16 protein-coding genes and 2 pseudogenes are annotated in these 17,528 nt (G+C 61.4%); 12 read left to right on the forward strand and 6 right to left on the reverse strand.

What is annotated here, in order from left to right:
- Positions 1 to 156 precede the first annotated feature (156 nt).
- The 7 genes from FJ972_RS11405 to FJ972_RS11435 all read left to right on the forward strand — a co-directional run bounded on the left by FJ972_RS11405 (position 157) and on the right by FJ972_RS11435 (position 7,930).
- A complete protein-coding gene (locus FJ972_RS11405) occupies positions 157 to 1,122 on the forward strand; it encodes an ABC transporter permease (RefSeq protein WP_140500709.1) in 966 nt (321 codons plus the stop codon).
- Positions 1,122 to 2,021 (forward strand): ABC transporter permease, encoded by a 900-nt coding sequence (locus tag FJ972_RS11410; protein ID WP_140525730.1) that lies wholly within the window; start codon positions 1,122 to 1,124, stop codon positions 2,019 to 2,021. Before FJ972_RS11405 ends, FJ972_RS11410 begins: the two co-directional genes overlap by 1 nt.
- Positions 2,021 to 3,745, forward strand: a complete 1,725-nt coding sequence (locus FJ972_RS11415; RefSeq protein ID WP_140525731.1) for a dipeptide ABC transporter ATP-binding protein — start codon at positions 2,021 to 2,023, stop codon at positions 3,743 to 3,745. The genes FJ972_RS11410 and FJ972_RS11415 overlap by 1 nt, the downstream gene beginning before the upstream one ends.
- Positions 3,745 to 5,187 carry an amidohydrolase family protein gene (locus tag FJ972_RS11420; protein ID WP_140500706.1) on the forward strand — a complete coding sequence of 481 codons (1,443 nt, stop codon included), beginning with the start codon at positions 3,745 to 3,747 and terminating at the stop codon, positions 5,185 to 5,187. The genes FJ972_RS11415 and FJ972_RS11420 overlap by 1 nt, the downstream gene beginning before the upstream one ends.
- Before the next feature lie 84 nt (positions 5,188 to 5,271).
- A complete protein-coding gene (locus FJ972_RS11425; protein ID WP_140500705.1) occupies positions 5,272 to 6,030 on the forward strand; it encodes an aspartate/glutamate racemase family protein in 759 nt (252 codons plus the stop codon).
- Between the two features lie 74 nt (positions 6,031 to 6,104).
- Complete coding sequence (locus tag FJ972_RS11430) at positions 6,105 to 6,698, forward strand: ankyrin repeat domain-containing protein (protein WP_224680357.1); 594 nt, start codon at positions 6,105 to 6,107, stop codon at positions 6,696 to 6,698.
- Positions 6,695 to 7,930, forward strand: a complete 1,236-nt coding sequence (locus tag FJ972_RS11435) for a cyanate transporter (protein WP_226880550.1) — start codon at positions 6,695 to 6,697, stop codon at positions 7,928 to 7,930. The genes FJ972_RS11430 and FJ972_RS11435 overlap by 4 nt, the downstream gene beginning before the upstream one ends.
- Positions 7,931 to 8,237: 307 nt before the next feature.
- Here the strand turns inward: FJ972_RS11435 and FJ972_RS11440 are convergent, their stop codons facing one another.
- The 3 genes from FJ972_RS11440 to FJ972_RS11450 form a co-directional block, all read right to left on the reverse strand.
- The gene (locus tag FJ972_RS11440) at positions 8,238 to 8,381 is read right to left on the reverse strand and encodes a hypothetical protein (RefSeq protein WP_181165452.1); all 144 of its coding nucleotides are present in this window, start codon (positions 8,379 to 8,381) and stop codon (positions 8,238 to 8,240) included.
- Between the two features lie 50 nt (positions 8,382 to 8,431).
- On the reverse strand, positions 8,432 to 8,893 hold the full coding sequence (locus FJ972_RS11445) for an RrF2 family transcriptional regulator (protein WP_140525733.1): 462 nt from the start codon (positions 8,891 to 8,893) through the stop codon (positions 8,432 to 8,434).
- Positions 8,894 to 8,954: 61 nt separating this feature from the next.
- Complete coding sequence (locus tag FJ972_RS11450; RefSeq protein WP_140525734.1) at positions 8,955 to 9,419, reverse strand: group III truncated hemoglobin; 465 nt, start codon at positions 9,417 to 9,419, stop codon at positions 8,955 to 8,957.
- A gap of 326 nt (positions 9,420 to 9,745) precedes the next feature.
- Here FJ972_RS11450 and FJ972_RS11455 point away from each other — a divergent pair.
- The 3 genes and pseudogenes from FJ972_RS11455 to FJ972_RS11465 form a co-directional block, all read left to right on the forward strand.
- Positions 9,746 to 9,955: pseudogene (locus FJ972_RS11455) on the forward strand (transaldolase family protein); the annotation flags it as partial.
- A gap of 256 nt (positions 9,956 to 10,211) precedes the next feature.
- Complete coding sequence (locus FJ972_RS11460; protein WP_140525735.1) at positions 10,212 to 11,747, forward strand: FAD-dependent oxidoreductase; 1,536 nt, start codon at positions 10,212 to 10,214, stop codon at positions 11,745 to 11,747.
- A gap of 524 nt (positions 11,748 to 12,271) precedes the next feature.
- Positions 12,272 to 12,592 carry a hypothetical protein gene (locus FJ972_RS11465; protein ID WP_140525736.1) on the forward strand — a complete coding sequence of 107 codons (321 nt, stop codon included), beginning with the start codon at positions 12,272 to 12,274 and terminating at the stop codon, positions 12,590 to 12,592.
- A 302-nt stretch (positions 12,593 to 12,894) separates the two neighbouring features.
- On the opposite strand, the gene FJ972_RS11470 is transcribed toward FJ972_RS11465, so the two are convergent.
- The 3 genes and pseudogenes from FJ972_RS11470 to FJ972_RS11480 all read right to left on the reverse strand — a co-directional run bounded on the left by FJ972_RS11470 (position 12,895) and on the right by FJ972_RS11480 (position 15,931).
- Positions 12,895 to 13,515: a Tim44/TimA family putative adaptor protein gene (locus FJ972_RS11470; RefSeq protein WP_140525737.1), complete on the reverse strand. Its 621-nt coding sequence runs from the start codon at positions 13,513 to 13,515 to the stop codon at positions 12,895 to 12,897.
- A 55-nt stretch (positions 13,516 to 13,570) separates the two neighbouring features.
- Positions 13,571 to 15,136, reverse strand: a pseudogene (gene ctaD / locus FJ972_RS11475) (cytochrome c oxidase subunit I); the annotation flags it as partial.
- 132 nt (positions 15,137 to 15,268) lie between these two features.
- Positions 15,269 to 15,931: a 5-formyltetrahydrofolate cyclo-ligase gene (locus FJ972_RS11480; RefSeq protein WP_140525739.1), complete on the reverse strand. Its 663-nt coding sequence runs from the start codon at positions 15,929 to 15,931 to the stop codon at positions 15,269 to 15,271.
- A gap of 126 nt (positions 15,932 to 16,057) precedes the next feature.
- Here FJ972_RS11480 and FJ972_RS11485 point away from each other — a divergent pair, with 126 nt between their 5' ends.
- The gene (locus FJ972_RS11485; RefSeq protein WP_140518333.1) at positions 16,058 to 16,903 is read left to right on the forward strand and encodes a LysR family transcriptional regulator; all 846 of its coding nucleotides are present in this window, start codon (positions 16,058 to 16,060) and stop codon (positions 16,901 to 16,903) included.
- Positions 16,904 to 16,974: 71 nt separating this feature from the next.
- A complete protein-coding gene (locus FJ972_RS11490; protein ID WP_140525740.1) occupies positions 16,975 to 17,520 on the forward strand; it encodes a DUF488 family protein in 546 nt (181 codons plus the stop codon).
- Positions 17,521 to 17,528 lie beyond the last annotated feature (8 nt).

Genomic DNA, 17,528 nt, shown 5'->3' on the forward strand with positions numbered 1-17,528 from the left:
ATGCGCCGGTAAGGCGTGCCCGCGCTTGCGAGGGAGCTTTCGCGGACACGCCTGACTTGGTTGGAGCGCCTGCTATCCGTGGTGGATCGCGAGCTGCTCCAGCGGTGGCGCAAGCCCCGCCTGTCTCGATCCGCGCTTCTTGAAAGGTTTTTCCTGATGATCCGGATTCTATCGGTGCGGCTGTTGCAGGCCATCCTCGTGATGGTTGCCGTAACCGCCATCGCCTTCATCATGTTCCGTTTCGTCGGCGATCCGGTCGCCACGATGGTGCGCGAAGGCGCGAGCCAGGCTGAGAAGGATGCCTTGCGCGTCGCTCTCGGACTCGACAGGCCACTTTTCGTACAGTTCCTCGAATTCGTCGGGCGCGCGCTTCATGGCGACCTCGGCACCAGCTTTCGCTACCAGGAGCCTGTCGTCAGCCTGCTGTTGACCAGGCTTCCCGCAACGCTGGAACTGGTCGTGGTCGCGACCCTCCTGTCGCTGTTCATCGGCATCCCGACGGGGGTTCTCTGCGCCCTGAAACCGAACGGCTTTCTGTCGCGGCTGATCCAGTCGCTGACCCTCGTCGGGATATCCATGCCGACATTCGTCACCGGCCTGCTGCTCATCCTGATCTTCGCCGTCAGTCTGCGCTGGCTGCCGTCCTCGGGGCGTGGCGAGCTTGTCGATCTCGGCTTCTGGAAGACAGGCTTCCTGACGGCCTCCGGCCTCAAATCGCTGATCCTGCCTTCGATCACACTGGCGCTGTTCCAGTTGACGCTGATCATGCGCCTCGTGCGCTCCGAGATGATCGACGTGCTCTCTTCGGACTATGTCCGCTTCGCCTTCGCGCGCGGTCTGCCCCGCCGCTACATCTACGGCCGTCTGGCGCTGCGCAATGCCTTGATGCCGGTCGTGACCGTCACCGGGCTGCAGATCGGACAACTCATCGCCTTCGCCATTGTCACCGAAACCGTCTTTCAGTGGCCGGGCATGGGGCTGCTTTTCACCAACGCCGTCGGCTATCCGGACATCCCCGTCCTCGCGGCCTATCTGCTGTTCGTCGGCTTCCTGTTCGTCGTGATCAACATGGTCGTCGACATGCTCTACGCATTGATCGATCCGCGGCTGAGGACAAAATGATGGCAACGCAGGTGTCTTTGTCGCGCAGGCTTCCTCCCATCGCGGTCATGATCGCTGGCTTGATCCTGGTGACCATGCTGATGCTGGTGATCTTCGCTCCGTTGATCGCACCCATCGATCCGCGCGATGTCTCCTCATATTCGCTGATCGACATGGAAATCCCGCCCGTGTTCATGGACGGTGGCGATCCGCGCTTCCTGCTGGGCACCGACAATCAGGGACGCGATCTGGTCTCGGTCATCCTCTTCGGCCTGCGCATATCGATGCTGATCGGCGCCGGGGCGGTATTGTTGGCCGCTGCCATAGGCGTCACGCTGGGATCGATAGCCGGCTATTTCGGCGGTATCATCGACAGCATCGTGATGCGGATCGCCGATGTTCTGGTGAGCTTTCCGACGATCCTCGTCGCGCTTCTGATCAGCGGCATAGCCCGCGCGCAATTGAGCGCCGATACGGTCTCGAACTGGGCACCGGTCATCCTGATCTTCGCGATCGCCGTCAACGAATGGGTGCAATATGCCCGCACCGTGCGGGCCTCCAGCATGGTGGAAATTTCCCGCGACTATGTACGAGCCGCCAAGGTCATCGGTCTTCCCTCCCGCCGCATCATGATGCGGCACATCCTGCCCAACGTGATGAGCTCCGTCATGGTGATCGCCACCATCAATCTGGCGGGCGCGATCTTGACGGAGGCGACCCTCTCGTTCCTCGGCGCCGGCATGCCGGCCACTTATCCCTCGCTCGGCACGCTGATCCGCATCGGCAACGAGTTCCTGTTCTCTGGCCTGTGGTGGATCGCCGTTATGCCCGCCGTCGTGCTGGTCGTCCTGGTTCTGGCAGTCAACATAATCGGCGATTACCTGCGCGATCGCTTCAACCCCAAACTGATGGCGAACTGATGGAAAACACAACGCCACACGCGCTCGACATCAGGAATTTGCGGGTCGAATATCCGCTTGCCAACGGCAGCATTCTCGCTGCCGTCGATGACATCGACCTGACGATCCGGCCCGGCGAGATACATGCACTGGTGGGAGAATCCGGTGCGGGAAAAACCACCGTCGGCAATGCGCTGATGGGCTTGTTGCAGGCTCCCGGCAGGATTGCTTCCGGCACCATCACCATAGCGGGCAAGCCGATCGACATCCGAACCGGCCGCACCAAGGGGATCATTCCAGGCCGTGACGTCGGCGCGATCTTTCAGGATCCGATGACAAGCCTGAACCCGCTTTTCACCGTGGAAAGCCAGTTGTGCGAAGGCATGCTGGCGCATCTGAAGATCGGGCGCCGCGAAGCCAGGGCCCGCGCGCTCGAATTGATGAGAGCCGTCGGCATTCCCGAGCCGGAACGCCGGCTGGGCAACTATCCGCATCAATTGTCGGGCGGCCAACGCCAGCGTGTCGTCATCGCCACCGCACTTGCCTGCGACCCAAGGCTGATCGTCGCCGACGAGCCGACGACGGCGCTCGACGTGTCGGTGCAAGCGCAAATCCTCAAGTTGATCCGCGAACTTGCCGATGATCGCCGCGTCGGCGTCCTGCTGGTTACCCACAATATGGGCGTGGTTGCGGAAATTGCCGACCGGGTCACGATCATGCAGAACGGTTGCGTGGTCGAGAGTGGATTGACACGCGATGTGCTGACCGCGCCCAAGGCGCCTTACGCGCGCACGCTGATCGCCGCCGTTCCGCCGATCGACATTCGCCTTGACCGTCTGCCGGTCCCAAGCGAGGAAACGAAGACAACACTGGAGGCGCGCGAAGCCGTGCGCTCCAAGAACACCGGCACCGCTGCGGGGCGCAACGGCGAAACCGCGCTGACGGTACGCAATCTTTGCGTGGAATACGGCCAGCGCTCGTTCATCCCGGGCCGCAAGGCATCGGTCTTCAAGGCCGTGAAGGACGTCTCCTTCGAGGTGCGCCGCGGCGAAATCTTCGGGCTTGTCGGCGAGTCCGGTTGCGGCAAGACCACGGTCGCCAACACCATTGCCGGTCTCGTGACGCAGAGTTCGGGAACCATAGAGTTTCAGGGCACGGCATTGGCCGCCCGTCGCGACAAGACCGTGCGCCAGTCACTCCAGATGGTGTTCCAGGACCCGTATTCGGCCCTCAATCCAAGGCTGCGGATCAATTCGGCGATCGCGGAGCCAATCCTGTTCTACAAGCTTGCCTCCAGCGCGGCGGAAGCGCGGCTGGACGCCGAGACATTGCTCGAGGCGGTGGGCCTGCCGGCGCAGGCCGGCTCTCGGTTCGCCCATGCCTTTTCAGGCGGCCAGCGCCAGCGCATCGCGATTGCGAGGGCGCTCGGCCCCCGGCCATCGCTGCTGATCTGCGACGAGCCGACCTCGGCGCTCGACGTGTCGGTGCAGGCGCAAATTCTCAACCTGTTGAAGGACCTACGAGATCTTGCCGGGCTGTCGATGCTGTTCATCAGCCACGACCTCGCGGTGATACGGCAGATGTGCGACCGGGTCGCCGTGATGAAAGGCGGCGAGATCGTCGAACTCGCGGATACCGAAACATTGTTCTCCGCGCCCACTCACGAATACACGCGCGAACTCCTGCGCCTCGCGCCTTCGCTCGACCGCATCCTTTGCAGCGAAAAAAGAGAAGCGAGCCTGTGATGGCAGACATTCTGATCAGAAACGGCACCGTCATCGCTGTCGATCCCGATCGGCGGATCATTCCCGATGGCGCCGTAGCCATCGAGGGAGACCGCATCGTGGCCGTCGGCGCTTCGCAAGACGTGGCGCGGGACCATCCGGCGCGCGAGACGATCGACGCCCGCGGCATGGCCGTCATGCCAGGCTTCGTCGACAGCCACGCCCATGCCGGGCACGGGCTGATCAAGACGATGGGCGGCGGCCGCAGCGACCTCTGGTACAGGGCATGCCAAGGTGCCTATACGGTGGGTTCGACGCCGGAATTCTGGCATGCGGAGGCGCAGCTTGCCGCGCTGGAACGCCTGCGTTTCGGCGTGACGACCGGCGTGTCCTTGCTGGGCGGCGGCGATTCGGTCATGCGCACCGACGATCCGGCCTATGGCAACGCCCATATGGAAGGCGTGCTTGGCATCGGCACGCGCTCAGTGGTCGCCGTCGGCACCACGCGCCCGCCGCACCCCCTGACTTATGCACGTTGGAAGGGCGCCAGCCGTACCGATTATCCGGTGTCGTTCGACCAGCAGCTTGCCACCTCGCAAAAGCTGGCCGACCGCTGGCACGGCACCCACGAGGATCGTCTGCATCTCGCCCTGCTGACGCCGACCATGCATCAGGAACATCTCGATGGTCCCGGGGCAGGGGACGCCATCGCGCAATCGCGCAAGGTCAGGCAGATCGCCGAACAGCGCGGCCTGATCTTCACCCAGGATGGTCATACCAAGGGCAGCGTGAAGATCGCCGGGGAGATCGGCATTCTGGGGCCGCGCACACTGCTGTCGCATGCGACCGCCCTGACTGACGAAGAAATAGCGATCTGCGCCGAAACCGGCACGAGCATCGTGCACAATCCGAGCGCCGTGGCCGCCATTCTCGCGCGCTGCCCGGTCACGGAACTTCTCGACGCTGGCGTCGTGGTGGCCATCGGCTCCGATGCGACCGCGCCGGACCGCTCCGCGGACATGTTCCGTCACATGCAGCAATGCATGCACTATCATCGCACTCATTTCCACGATCCGAGCTGGCTTCCGCCGGGCAAGGCCCTGGAGATGTGCACCATCGACGGCGCGCGTGTCCTGGGCCTCGACCATCAGGTCGGATCGCTGGAGCCCGGCAAGAAGGCCGACGTCATTCTTGTCGACCTGCGGCGCCCGCATCTCTACCCGGCCAACATGCCGGAATTCCGTGTCACCTATTTTGCCAACGGCAACGACGTCCACACCGTGCTGGTCGGCGGACGCGTGCTGTTGCGCGACCGCAAGCCGGTTCATGTCGATCAGGATGCCGTGCTCGATGCCGCGCAACGGGAGACGGAACTGATGATCGAGCGGCTGGGCTTGCGCGATCTGCTCAGGACCCCGGACCGGTTCTGGCGGCACAGCCGCGACACGGATCTGATCGAATAGGCTTCAATATCGAGACAGGCCACCGGTGATGCGGAACGGCAGCGATGCACGTTCGGCCGGGCGGCGGCTTCAGGAATTTTTCCCATGGTACGCATCGGCATCATCAATCCCAATTCGTCCGCGTCGATGACGGGATCCATCGCCGTCGCGGCGCGGCGAACCGCGCAGGCGGGCACCGAAATCATCGCCATGCAGAACGACAGCGGCCCGGCTTCCATCGAAGGCGCGATCGATGGCGCGAAGGCGGTCCCAGGTCTTCTCGACCGTATCGAAGGGGCCGAGCGCAGTGACGCCGTGGACGCCTATATCATCGCCTGCTTCGACGATACCGGACTCGACGCCGCGCGGATGCTGACGCGCAAGCCGGTCATCGGCATAGGCGAGGCCGCCGCCCGTGTCGCCAGCATCGTGGCGAGGCGCTTCACGGTGATTACCACCTTGCCGGTTTCCGTTCCCATTCTCGAGGACAATCTGGTTCGCTACGGCCTTTCGCCATTCGCCACCGTGCGGGCGAGCGGCATTCCCGTCCTGGCGCTGGAAGCTAATGGCGAGGCGGCCTTGTCGATCATCAGCGAAGAAATCCAGGAGGCGCTGCGGGTCGATCGCGCCGACGCCATCGTGCTTGGCTGCGCCGGCATGTCGGATATGGCGCGGCGACTGGCCAGCCTTCACGGTGTCCCGGTCGTCGAAGGGGTGTCGGCGGCTGTCAGGCTCGCGGAATTGCTCGTCGGCCTGGAACTCCGTCCCAGGCAGGATGCTTTCGCCACCTCTCGGCGGAGCATGACGGCTTCGCTCGCCGCAGCAACCCGCTCGGCTTCCACGCACAGCGTGTCGGGGGGCTGATGCCGATGATCGAGCGCAGACTTTTGCTGGGCGTCATCGTCGCCTGCATTCCATCGATAGCGTTGGGGCAGAACATGAATGAGACAAGGCTTCACTCGGCTGCGGCAAATGACGATGTCTCCATGATCAAGATGCTTGTTTCCGAGGGGGCCCGGATCGACGCGCGCGACAAGAACGGCCGCACGGCTCTTCTCGTCGCGACCCACGGCAACAAGGTCAGCGCTGCCAGGACTCTCATCGAGGCTGGCGCGGACGTCAACGCCAAGGACGATATCCAGGATAGTCCATATCTCTACGCCGGCGCGCGCGGGCATCTCGAAATCCTGAAGATGACGCTTGCGCACGGCGCCGACCTGAAGAGCACCAATCGCTATGGCGGTACCGCGCTCATTCCGGCTGCCGAACGCGGACATGTCGAGACCGTCGGCGCGCTGATCGATGCCGGTATTGATGTCGATCACGTCAACAAGCTCGGCTGGACCGCGTTGCTGGAGGCCATCATCCTCGGCGATGGCGGGCAGCGTCATGTCGAGATCGTGAGGCGGCTGATCGAGGCCGGCGCCAACGTCAATCTCGCCGACAAGGACGGGGCGACACCGCTGCGGCACGCGCGCAGGAACGGCTATGCGCAGATGATAACCCTGCTGGTGCAAGCGGGCGCCAGATGAACAGCGCGAAAATGTCGATGACCGCGCAGCCTGCAACCGACAGGCAATGGACGCTGCTTGCCCTCGTCGTGCTAATCGGGATCAACCTGCGTCCCTTCCTGACGGCGCCGGGACCGATATTGGCCGATATCGTGGCCGACACCGGGATGGGCTATGGCAGCCTGGCCATGCTGACGCTGTTGCCGATGCTGCTGATGGGCCTGGGTGCGTTCGTTGCACCGGGCATCCAGGCGGCCGTCGGAACGCGCCGGGGCCTGCTCGCGGCGCTAATGGTGCTGACAGCGGGCTCGCTGCTCAGGCTTGTCGTGCCCGGCGGCCTGTCGTTGATCCTGACGGCGGCACTTTGCGGGGCGGGGGTGGCCTTCATCCAGGCCGCGTTTCCGGGGATCATCAAGGCAAAGTTCCCGACCAGCACACCCGCCGTGACCGGCCTCTATTCCTGCATGATCATGGGCGGTGGGGCGCTTGGCGCACGTCTGGCGCCCCTGCTCGTCAACAACGGATACGACTGGCGGGCAGCCCTTGCCTGGCTCGCGGCTCCCGCCGCCATCGCGCTGTGCGCCGCATTCCGCGTCCTGTCCGACGCCAAGGCTTCAAGACCCGATCGCGCCTTGACCGGTTTTCTGCTTCGCCGTCCACGGACCTGGGTCCTGATGGCGGCCTTCGGCCTGGTCAACTCCGGTTATTCATCTATGGTCGCCTGGCTTGCGCCCTACTACCAGGCGCAAGGATGGAGCAGTGCCGCCAGCGGCAATCTTGTGGCCGTGATGGCCATTTGCCAGGCGGCTTCGGCCCTGGTGCTGCCTGTCCTGGCGCGCCGGGGCATCGACCGCCGTCCCTGGCTCTGGCTGACCCTGCTGCTGCAGGCTGCGGGCTTTGCCGGACTTGCGGTTTTTCCCGCACTGTCGCCCGTTCTGTGGGTGGGGATATGCGGGGCCGGTCTTGGCGGAAGCTTCTCGCTTGCAATCGTCACGGCGCTCGATCATCTGCCGCGCCCGGAGCAGGCGGGCGCGCTGGCTGCGCTGATGCAGGGCGGCGGTTTTCTGATCGCCGCGCTTGGTCCATTCGCCACCGCGCTCCTGCATGGCTGGAGCGGGAGCTTCAGCAGCGGATGGATCATGCATCTCGGCTGCGTGACCGTCACAGCGTTTCTCTATCTGCACTTCAACCCAAAACGGTACGCCGACGTCATGAGGGGCTCGGAACAAGAGCAGTGCGAAATGGTAGTTTAACGAAGCGGAATGCAAGTTCTGAACTCAATGACGACGTACGTCTCCGCGGGGTGAGTAGCAGGCGCTTGCGCCGCATCTCGGCCGTGGAGATCGGCTCTGCCGGATCATCGGGGCCGGGCTGGCGCAGACGACGATATACCTCCTGCAGCTCATCGTCGCCGGCTATGCGCTGTCCAAGCGCCCGCCGGTCGCGCGCTCTGTACTTCCCCTCCTCGGCCGACAGTTCTCCATCCGCCAAATCGCAATTGGGGTTGCAGGCGCCCAGACAACAGCCGGGCCGATAAAGTCACACGCCATCGTTGCGAAACTACACAAACATCATCACGATGATCGCTCCGATAACTATCAGGACAAGCCCACCGATAAGCATCGGCAGCAGAGTGTTGTCCGGGTCGATATCAGAATCAATGTCCTTTGTGACCTGTTGATCATTCTTCTTTGGTTCAGCCATGGCCCATCTCACATCCGAGCAAAAACAGCGCGCGTCGAAGCCGCGCAACATTATACGGTCTTGCGTGTCGCCCCGGTGCGAACGGGTGGTATCTGACCGCCGAGGAAGTCTTCGGGCATCAGTGTGATGTCGGCGAGCGTGTAGCGGTCAAGGACGTTCAGGAAGGAGGCTGTCGCTTCGTCAAACATGCCTGAAAGCTTGCAGGAGGCGGTTAGCACACATCGGTTTCCGGTCGCGAAACATTCGACCAGCGCGAAATCCGGCTCGGTTAACCGCACGACATCGCCAATCCGGATCATCTCAGGCCGGCGCCTGAGAATGAGACCACCGGAACGGCCGCGGATTGCCTTCATATAGCCGCCACGGGTCAGGGTGTTGGCGACCTTGTTCAGATGCGTCTTCGACACGTTGAAGGTGCGGGCAACCTCCTCGATCGTGATAAGCCGGCTACCGGCGGCGGCAGTGTACATCAGCATCCGCAATGCATAATCCGAAAAGCTGGTCAGCCGCATGAATCACGGCTCCCTGTCGATCGCTGTGCATTGTAGGAACCACTCACAAACCGGTCGTGCATCACAAGTCTCTCTCGACGATAGGTTCGATGCCGATCGTGGTCTCGCCGCGGTTGAAGGCGATCGCGAGACGGAAACTGTGAGCAATTCGCAGCGCGCGATCCATAAAAAGCGTCGCCACCTCGGCCGGGCAAATGCGACGCACCGTTGTCCGAAACAATATTAGCCAGCGACGGAAATGCGCCGCGCCGAGGCCGGCTATGACCAGGTGCGGCGGCAGTGGCCTGCCGTCGTATCGGGATGTCCGAAGTAGAGTAGCGGACCAGAAGTCACACATCTTCGCCAGATGCTGCGGCCATTTATCTGGCTCGATCCGATCGTGGAAAATGGGACCGAGAAGGTCATCACGGCGAATTTCGTCATAAAACCCGTGGACTACACTGCGGATCATTGCCTCGTCGAGCATGTTGGGCAATGGCACGCCGTCGACCACGATTGTTCTCTTGCTTCGACCGTTCGCGGTCATTCCGAAGCTCCTGTTTTCTCCGACGCAAGCTGGCTGAAGCCTTGGTTCGCTCTTCGATGTGATCCTCTATATAAGATATATTATCAATCTATCTTATTGCGTGGCAAGACGCCGTGATGCCGCACCAGAAATGGGTCTGTCCGACCAAGCGGCGAATGACGAGCCCTGAATCCTAGGCATTTCCGAACTGCCTGGACATCACCCCAGGCCCGAGGCCGGAAGTATCTAAATTGGCGGGGAATTCCCGATGTGGCTCAGTTTCGAGAGTCGCCAGCGCCTCATCAGATGACCCTGCCAGCCGGAGTCGCTCCCGAACCTGAAGTGTGATCTACGACAACGGCAAATCCTTCACGACGGAAATCCTGGCGTCCTCAATTCGCACTCCACTCCATGTCAAACAGGCGGCGATCGCAGGCGCGGATGTCGCGACCGTACCACCAGCGATACTCAGAAACCTCGCCAGACATCCACTCACCGACAAGGGCCTCAAGTCGTTTCTTGCCGACTGGGGAAAGACTGGGCAGGCGATCTTGTAGTTGTGCGCAGTGGAATCGCGGAGGGAAAGCCATCATGAAAACTGCACTCAACTATCGATTAAATTCGTTTGCATGATGTCCGCGAGAGCGGGAGACTGCGGTCTGAGCCACTCAGCCCAGTACATGACGCAGTCGGAATGTCGGCGCGGATAATGCTGAGAATTTGAAGGCGCACTAGCCAGGCAGAAGGTACCCCGAAGCAGTGTGCCGCCTCGCCGCACGAGCGGTTTTGACACGGATCGCCAAGGACGAGAATATGGCTGAAGCTGATACCAAATCAAACGGACCGGATCTGGTCCAGGGGATCGCGCTGTCCGACCTTCCCGATGGCGGAAAGCTTGTCGGCCATTGCGGCGACGAGCAGGTGTTGCTGGTGCGCCGCGGGGCCGAGATCTTCGCCATTGGCGCGACATGCACACATTACGGCGGGCCGCTCGGTGACGGTCTTGTGGTGTCGGATTCCATTCGATGTCCGTGGCACCACGCTTGCTTCGATCTGCGCACAGGCGAAGCCTTGCGAGCGCCTGCCTTCAATCCACTCGCTTGCTGGTCGGTGGAACAGCGCGATGGGCGGATATTCGTGGGCGAGAAACTCAAACGGACGGCGCCGAAGCCGCGCGGCGGAAGCGCGGGCGGGGTCCCCGAGAAAGTCGTCATTGTCGGCGGCGGCGCGGCCGGTTTCGCGGCGGCCGAAATGCTGCGGCGAGAGCAGTACCAGGGCAGCATCGTCATGATCAGCGACGACCATGCGCCGCCCGTCGACCGGCCGAATCTCTCCAAGGACTACCTCGCAGGGAAGGCTCCGGAGGATTGGATTCCGCTGCGCGGCCAGAAATTCTATTCAAAAAACAACATCGACCTGCGTCTCGATACGAAGGCCGTCGATATCGACCTGCGTTCTCGCGAGGTCATTCTGGCTGACGGAAGCAGGATTCCTTACGATAGACTGCTACTTGCCACGGGGGCCGAACCGGTGCGCCTCTCCATCCCCGGCGCGGATCAGCCACATGTTCACACGCTGCGCTCGCTTGCAGATTGCAAGGTGATCATCGAGCGAGCCACGACTGCGCGCCGCGCCATCGTGCTTGGCGCCAGTTTCATTGGCTTGGAAGTTGCCGCAGCGCTGCGCGCGCGCAATATCGAAGTTCATGTCGTGGCGCCGGATAAACGACCCATGGAACGGGCCCTCGGTCCGCAAATGGGTGACTTCATCCGCGCACTCCATGAGGAGCATGGAGTCGTGTTCCATCTCGAGGACACCGCGAGCAGCATCGACGGCAACAAAGTGAAACTAAGCAGTGGCAACATGTTGACGGCGGATTTCGTCGTCGCCGGCGTCGGCGTGCGTCCGCGGACCGGGCTTGCCGAAAGGGCGGGGCTCACTCTTGACCGCGGCGTCGCCGTAAATGCCTTTCTGGAGACGAGCGCACCGGACATATTCGCGGCCGGCGACATTGCGCGGTGGCCGGATCCTCACACTGGCGAGAACATTCGGGTCGAGCATTGGGTGGTTGCAGAGAGGCAGGGGCAAACCGCGGCCCTGAACATCCTCGGCCATCGCGAGAAATTCGCGGCCGTGCCGTTCTTCTGGAGCCAGCACTACGACGTTCCCATCAACTATGTCGGCCATGCCGGGCAATGGGACGAGATTGCTGTCGATGGAGACATCGGTGCCAGGGACTGCCTGCTGCGCTTCAAGCGCGAAGGGCGCACGCTGGCTGTCGCTTCGATCTTCCGTGACATCGAAAGTCTAGGGGCAGAGATGGAAATGGAGCGCCAAATGGCAAGGTAGCAAGCGCTCTTGGGCACCGCGATCCGTAGAGAGCGCAACCCGTATGGCGCAGCGGTGCGTCGCTGTGACTGAAAGGAGTTCGACTTATGTCCACAATGCAACAGGAACCGAGCACCACCAACGGATTGGACGCCGTTCATTCAAAGATCGTCAAGTTCGCTACCGGTGTGGCCAGGGAAGCGTCCGATGAGGCGCCGACCTCGGTCGAAATCTTTTCGGACAGGGGCCGCTGGTACTGCAGGGTCCGTCGCGGCGATGAAAAGACTCGGCCAATGGGTCCCTATTCCAAACAACAGGCTGAGCGGATCCAAGAGGCTCGGAGACGGTTGATTGCCAAAAGAGGCACCGCTCGGATCATGTTCGAGTAGGGAGGACATTCACAATCACGTCGGCCGGCGTACTTCTCACCACAACCATCGTCCATCATCGACTTTTTTGAAACTGTGCAGGTAGACCTCCGGCTTTGAGGGTTGTCGCGTTGTGAAGCCGCGTTGCGCGGCAGGGTGTCTGTTGACGTTTTCCCCTTGGCCAAGCCGGCATCGTCGCAGCGTCGCCCGAGGGCGCCTCTTCTGGCAATTTTCGTCGTTCCACCCGACCTCGGTAGCCTGATCCTTCAGGCAGGACGGCCTGTCTTCGTCGCCTCGACCAGCCAGGAAAATTTCCGCATCAACAAGATTCTTGTCGGATGGAAGGATAGGCGTGAAGCCAAGCGCGCGGTTACCGATGCCGTGCCCCTTTTTCAAATGGCTCAGGAGGCTGGTATAATCACGATCGAGGATGCCGCGACCGATGAAACCTGGAATAGCCTGAACGATGCGTCGCCTTCCATTCGAGCCACGGCGTAAGGGCGAAGGCTGACGTGTCTCCGGAAAGATCTGATGGTGGATCAATCGCTGATATGGCCGATGCGATGCATGCGGATCTGACCATATCCGGCGCCTGAGGCTACAGCAGGTTCAGGGAGTGGATCTTTGGCGGTGCTACCCGCTCGCGGCTTGAGAATGATCGACTGAACCGGTCATGCCGATTTGATCGTGATACACAAATCGTGGATGCACATTGTCAAAAGCTGAAATTCCGCGCGGCTCGAGCGCTCCGGGTTGACCTGACAAGGCTGTCAGGCAGGCATCGGATGAGCATGCACTCGTTACTCGCCTTCCGTGGCGATCAACATCCAATTGCGCTTTGTTGACGGGGTGTCACAGGCGAACGTCCACGTATCGATCACCTCAACGATCTGCTGGGGATCGCCGGCGACGATCGCATCGTTGGCCGAGCGTGTAACGCTGACCACGTCGGAAACGAAGCGAACGGCAATCTCAGCGGTGCCGTTCTCCGCAAGAGCGTCGACGACCTTTGCTTCCTTCGTGCCAATGAAGGTGAGTTGCAGCATCTCCCCCCGATCCCGGCGGCCGGCAATCGCTCGTCCGAAGATATCGAGCACTTCCGGCCCGACGAGACGCTTCAACGTTGGGATGTCGCTGTCCGCATACGCGCGCAGGATAGCTTCATAAGCCATATTGGCACCGGTCAGAAACGCGGCAAGGTCGAAAGTTGGGTCGATCTCTCGGATCGCATCCAAGCGTGTGTCCGTATAGGATATATCGTCGATACTGCCGGTTCGCTGCTCTCTCGGCGCATCGTCCTGCTTGGCCTTGTCGTTGCCCGAGCGCGGCAGAGTTTGGCCCCAACTGCCCAGCAATGCCCAATAAAACGCTATGATCGCCACGAGCAGGATCTGGTTGTTTGGATCTGTGGTTTCGTTCATGACGTTCTCCCGACAGAATGTCGAAACAGGCGCCGGTTCGGAACCGGAGCGAACACTAGGCAATGCGCGGCAGCTTCTCCCATTGATGGAAGGGCGGCGGCGATGGCAGCTGCCATTCCAGCGTCGTCGCCCCTTCGCCCCAAGGATTGGCGCTTGCCTGGCGTCTTCGGCTGAAGGCCTCGGCAACCGCGATGAAGAAGACGACAAGCCCGGCCGTTGAGATGTAGGAACCGATCGACGAGACGAAATTCCAGCCGGCAAAAGCATCGGGATAGTCGGCGTAACGTCGCGGCATGCCGGCCATGCCCAGAAAATGCTGCGGGAAAAAGACGAGGTTGACGCCGATGAACATCAGCCAGAAATGCAGCTTGCCGAGCGTTTCGCTGTACATATAGCCGGTCATCTTCGGGAACCAGTAGTAGAAGCCGGCAAAGATCGCGAAGACCGCCCCCAAAGACAGCACATAGTGGAAGTGAGCGATCACGAAATAAGTGTCGTGGTACACGCGGTCGATACCGGGGTTCGCAACCATGATGCCAGTGACGCCACCAATGGTGAACAGCAAGACGAAGCCGAGAGCCCACATCATGGGTGTCTTGAACTCTATCGATCCTCCCCACATGGTCGCCAGCCACGAAAACACCTTCACGCCGGTTGGAACGGCGATGACCATCGATGCGAAGGCGAAGTAGCGCTGCGTGTCGACCGACAGGCCGGTCGTATACATATGATGTGCCCAGACGACAAAGCCGATCGCGCCGATTGCCACCATTGCATAGGCCATGCCGAGATAGCCGAAGATCGGCTTCTTGGCGAAGGTCGAGATGACGTGGCTGATGATGCCGAAGCCAGGCAGGATCATGATGTAGACTTCGGGATGGCCGAAGAACCAGAACAGATGCTGGTAGAGGATCGGATCACCGCCGCCGGACGGCGAAAAGAAGGTCGTCCCGAAATTGCGATCGGTCAACAGCATGGTGACCGCGCCGGCGAGCACCGGCAGCGACATGAGAAGCATGAAGGCGGTGACCAGCATCGACCAGGCGAACAGAGGCATCTTGTGCATGGTCATGCCGGGTGCGCGCATGTTGAAGATGGTCGTGATGAAGTTGATCGCGCCGAGGATCGAGGAGGCCCCCGAAAGGTGGATAGACAGAATAACGAGGTCGACGGCGGGACCTGGCTGGCCATCCGTCGAATAAGGCGGATAGAGCGTCCAGCCGCCGCCATGGCCGAGTGTACCGGGCGCTCCCGGAACGAACATCGAGGTGATGAAGAGGATGAATGACACCACCAGCAGCCAGAACGAGATGTTGTTCAAGCGGGGGAAAGCCATGTCGGGTGCGCCAATCATGATCGGCACCATCCAGTTGCCGAAGCCACCAATCAGCGCCGGCATGAGCACGAAAAAGATCATGACCAGCCCATGGGCACTGACGACCACATTGTAGACGCCCGGATCGCCAAATATCTGCAAACCCGGTTCCTGCAACTCCATGCGGATCAACACGGAAAGCGCCGTACCGAAGATGCCTGCCATGATCGAGAACAGCAGGTAAAGCGTCCCGATATCCTTGTGGTTGGTCGAGAACAGCCATCGGACGAGAAACCGGGGCTTGTGATCATCCAAGGTCGTGGCTGGAATGGACATGATATGCTTCCTGCTCTCCTCTTCCGGCAGGCGAGGCGGCCTCAACCATGGACGGCACCTGCGATCCGCCGTCACACGGGGCCAGGTCTTGCCTGCGCTCTTTCATTCATCCGTGACGATCGCATCCATCGGAATGTCGTGCGGCTGCGGATAGATGGTTCGGATCCTGCTACGGGCGTAACCGACGCCGACGACGAGAGGCCGCCTGGGCGCCGCGGCCAGGGTCCGGTCGAAGAAGCCGCCGCCATAACCCAGGCGATAGTTAGCCTCGTCGAAACCGACAACGGGCGCGATGACCACATCCGGTTGGACGGCAGGTCCATGAGAGGGGACAAGAATATTCCAGAATCCGCGTTCGAGCGGGTCTCCCGGCCCCCAGATGCGAAACTCCAGCGGCCAGCCTTTCTTGATGACGACTGGAAGCGCAATCCGCCCGCCGCGCTCGATCACCTTTATCGCCCAGTTGCGGAGGTCGGGCTCACCGCGGAACGGCCAATAGCCGCTGACGATCCGCCCGCTCACCCGACCGACGGCCAGGTCGAGAACGGAAGCGATGCGTAAAGACCTCGCATTGCGTTCCTCGGCGTCGATCGCGAGACGCTCATCGATTAGACGCTTGCGTTCCGCCTTGCGCCATCGACAGACATCGGGCCATGCGTCCTGAACGGCCGGCTCAGTGCCGTACCCCGGGACAAGCTCATCCATAAAGCATGGTGGAGAGGCGTATTCTCTCGTCTCCGGACATACATCCTCCCGATCAGACATCGCACGCTCCATATCCGTTACAGCGGAGACCCTCGCCTACGTGGACGTTGCGCTGCGTAAAACAGGAAGGCAAACGGAATTAAATGCTGTATTGATGCAAGATTATTGCACTAATCGGGAACCAGCATGGACATCGACCGCGCGCGCACGTTTTTGGAAATCGTCCATTCCGGCAGCTTTCTGAGAGCTGCCGACCGACTCCACGTCACCCAGACCACTGTCAGCGCGCGGATACGCACGTTGGAGGAAGAGCTCGGACGTCAGCTCTTTGTCCGCAATCGCAATGGTGCGCAGTTGACGCAGGCGGGCCGGGAGTTCGAGCGGTTCGCGCAATCATTCGTGCAAATCTGGGAACGAGCACGCCACCAGCTCGCCATCCCATCGGGACGGACAAGCGTCGTTGCCCTGGGCGGGGAGCTCAGCCTGTGGAACCCGCTGCTGCTCGATTGGCTGGTCTGGATGAAGAAGGCCAGGCCGGAAATCGCCATCCAAGCCCAGGTCGGCGTGCCGGACCAGCTCCTCGAGCAGCTCAGGACTGGCGTTCTCGACATCGCGGTGCTCTATGCGCCGAAGCTGCTGCCAGGCTTCAGGGTGGAGCTCCTCGTGGAGGAGCAGCTCGTCTTGGTTCGGAGCACGGACAGGGACTCAGAGTTGGACGCCTCAAGGGACTATGTCTATGTCGATTGGGGGCCGCTGTTTGCGGCCCAACATGGCGCCAGTTCCTCTGCCTTCGGGGAGCCGGGATTGATGGTCGGCCTTGGTCCGCTTGGGCTGAGCTACATCCTGCGCGCCGGCGGAATGGGCTATTTCCGTAGGGGCGCGGCAGCGCCCCATATCGAGGCCGGGCAGTTGGAGGTCGTGGAGGGCGCGCCGGAATTCACCTATCCGGCCTATGCAGTCTATCCGGATGCAAGCGCGTCGCGAACCGACGTACAGGAGGCGCTACGTGGATTGAAGCAGGTGGTGAAATGACCGCGTTCTTTCAGTTCCAAATCACTGATCACGCGGCCGGAAAGAAATCCACCGCCATGGATTGATCGAACATGCCTTATCCGTTCCACACCATCGGTCACTCGACCCGGTCGATCGCCGAATTCGTCGCCCTGTTGCGGGTTGGCGAGATTACCCTCGTGGTCGACATAAGGACCATCCGGCGATCGCGGGCGAATCCGCAATTCAACAGCGAAACGCTGCCGGACAGCCTTGCGGATTTCGCGATCGGATATGAGCATATTGCCGAGCTTGGCGGCCTGCGCGGCAAGGCGCACCCCATTCCACCGACGCTCAATGCATTCTGGATCAACCAGAGTTTTCACAACTACGCCGACTACGCGCTGTCGGCGGAGTTTCATGGCGGCCTGGAGCGGCTTGTGTCCCTTGGCAGGCAGCAGCGGTGCGCCATCATGTGCTCGGAAACGCTTTGGTGGCGTTGCCACAGAAGAATCGTCGCGGACTATCTGATCAGTCGTGGCGAGTCTGTTTTTCATCTGATGGGCCATGACAAGGTCGAGCCGGCGAAGCTCACCGACGGTGTGGAGGCAAGGCTCGACGGAACGCTTGTCTACCCGCCTTCCCCGCGTTCTGGGTAGTCGAGGCC

The organism is Mesorhizobium sp. B2-1-1 (genome assembly GCF_006442975.2).
Taxonomy (GTDB): Bacteria; Pseudomonadota; Alphaproteobacteria; order Rhizobiales; family Rhizobiaceae; genus Mesorhizobium.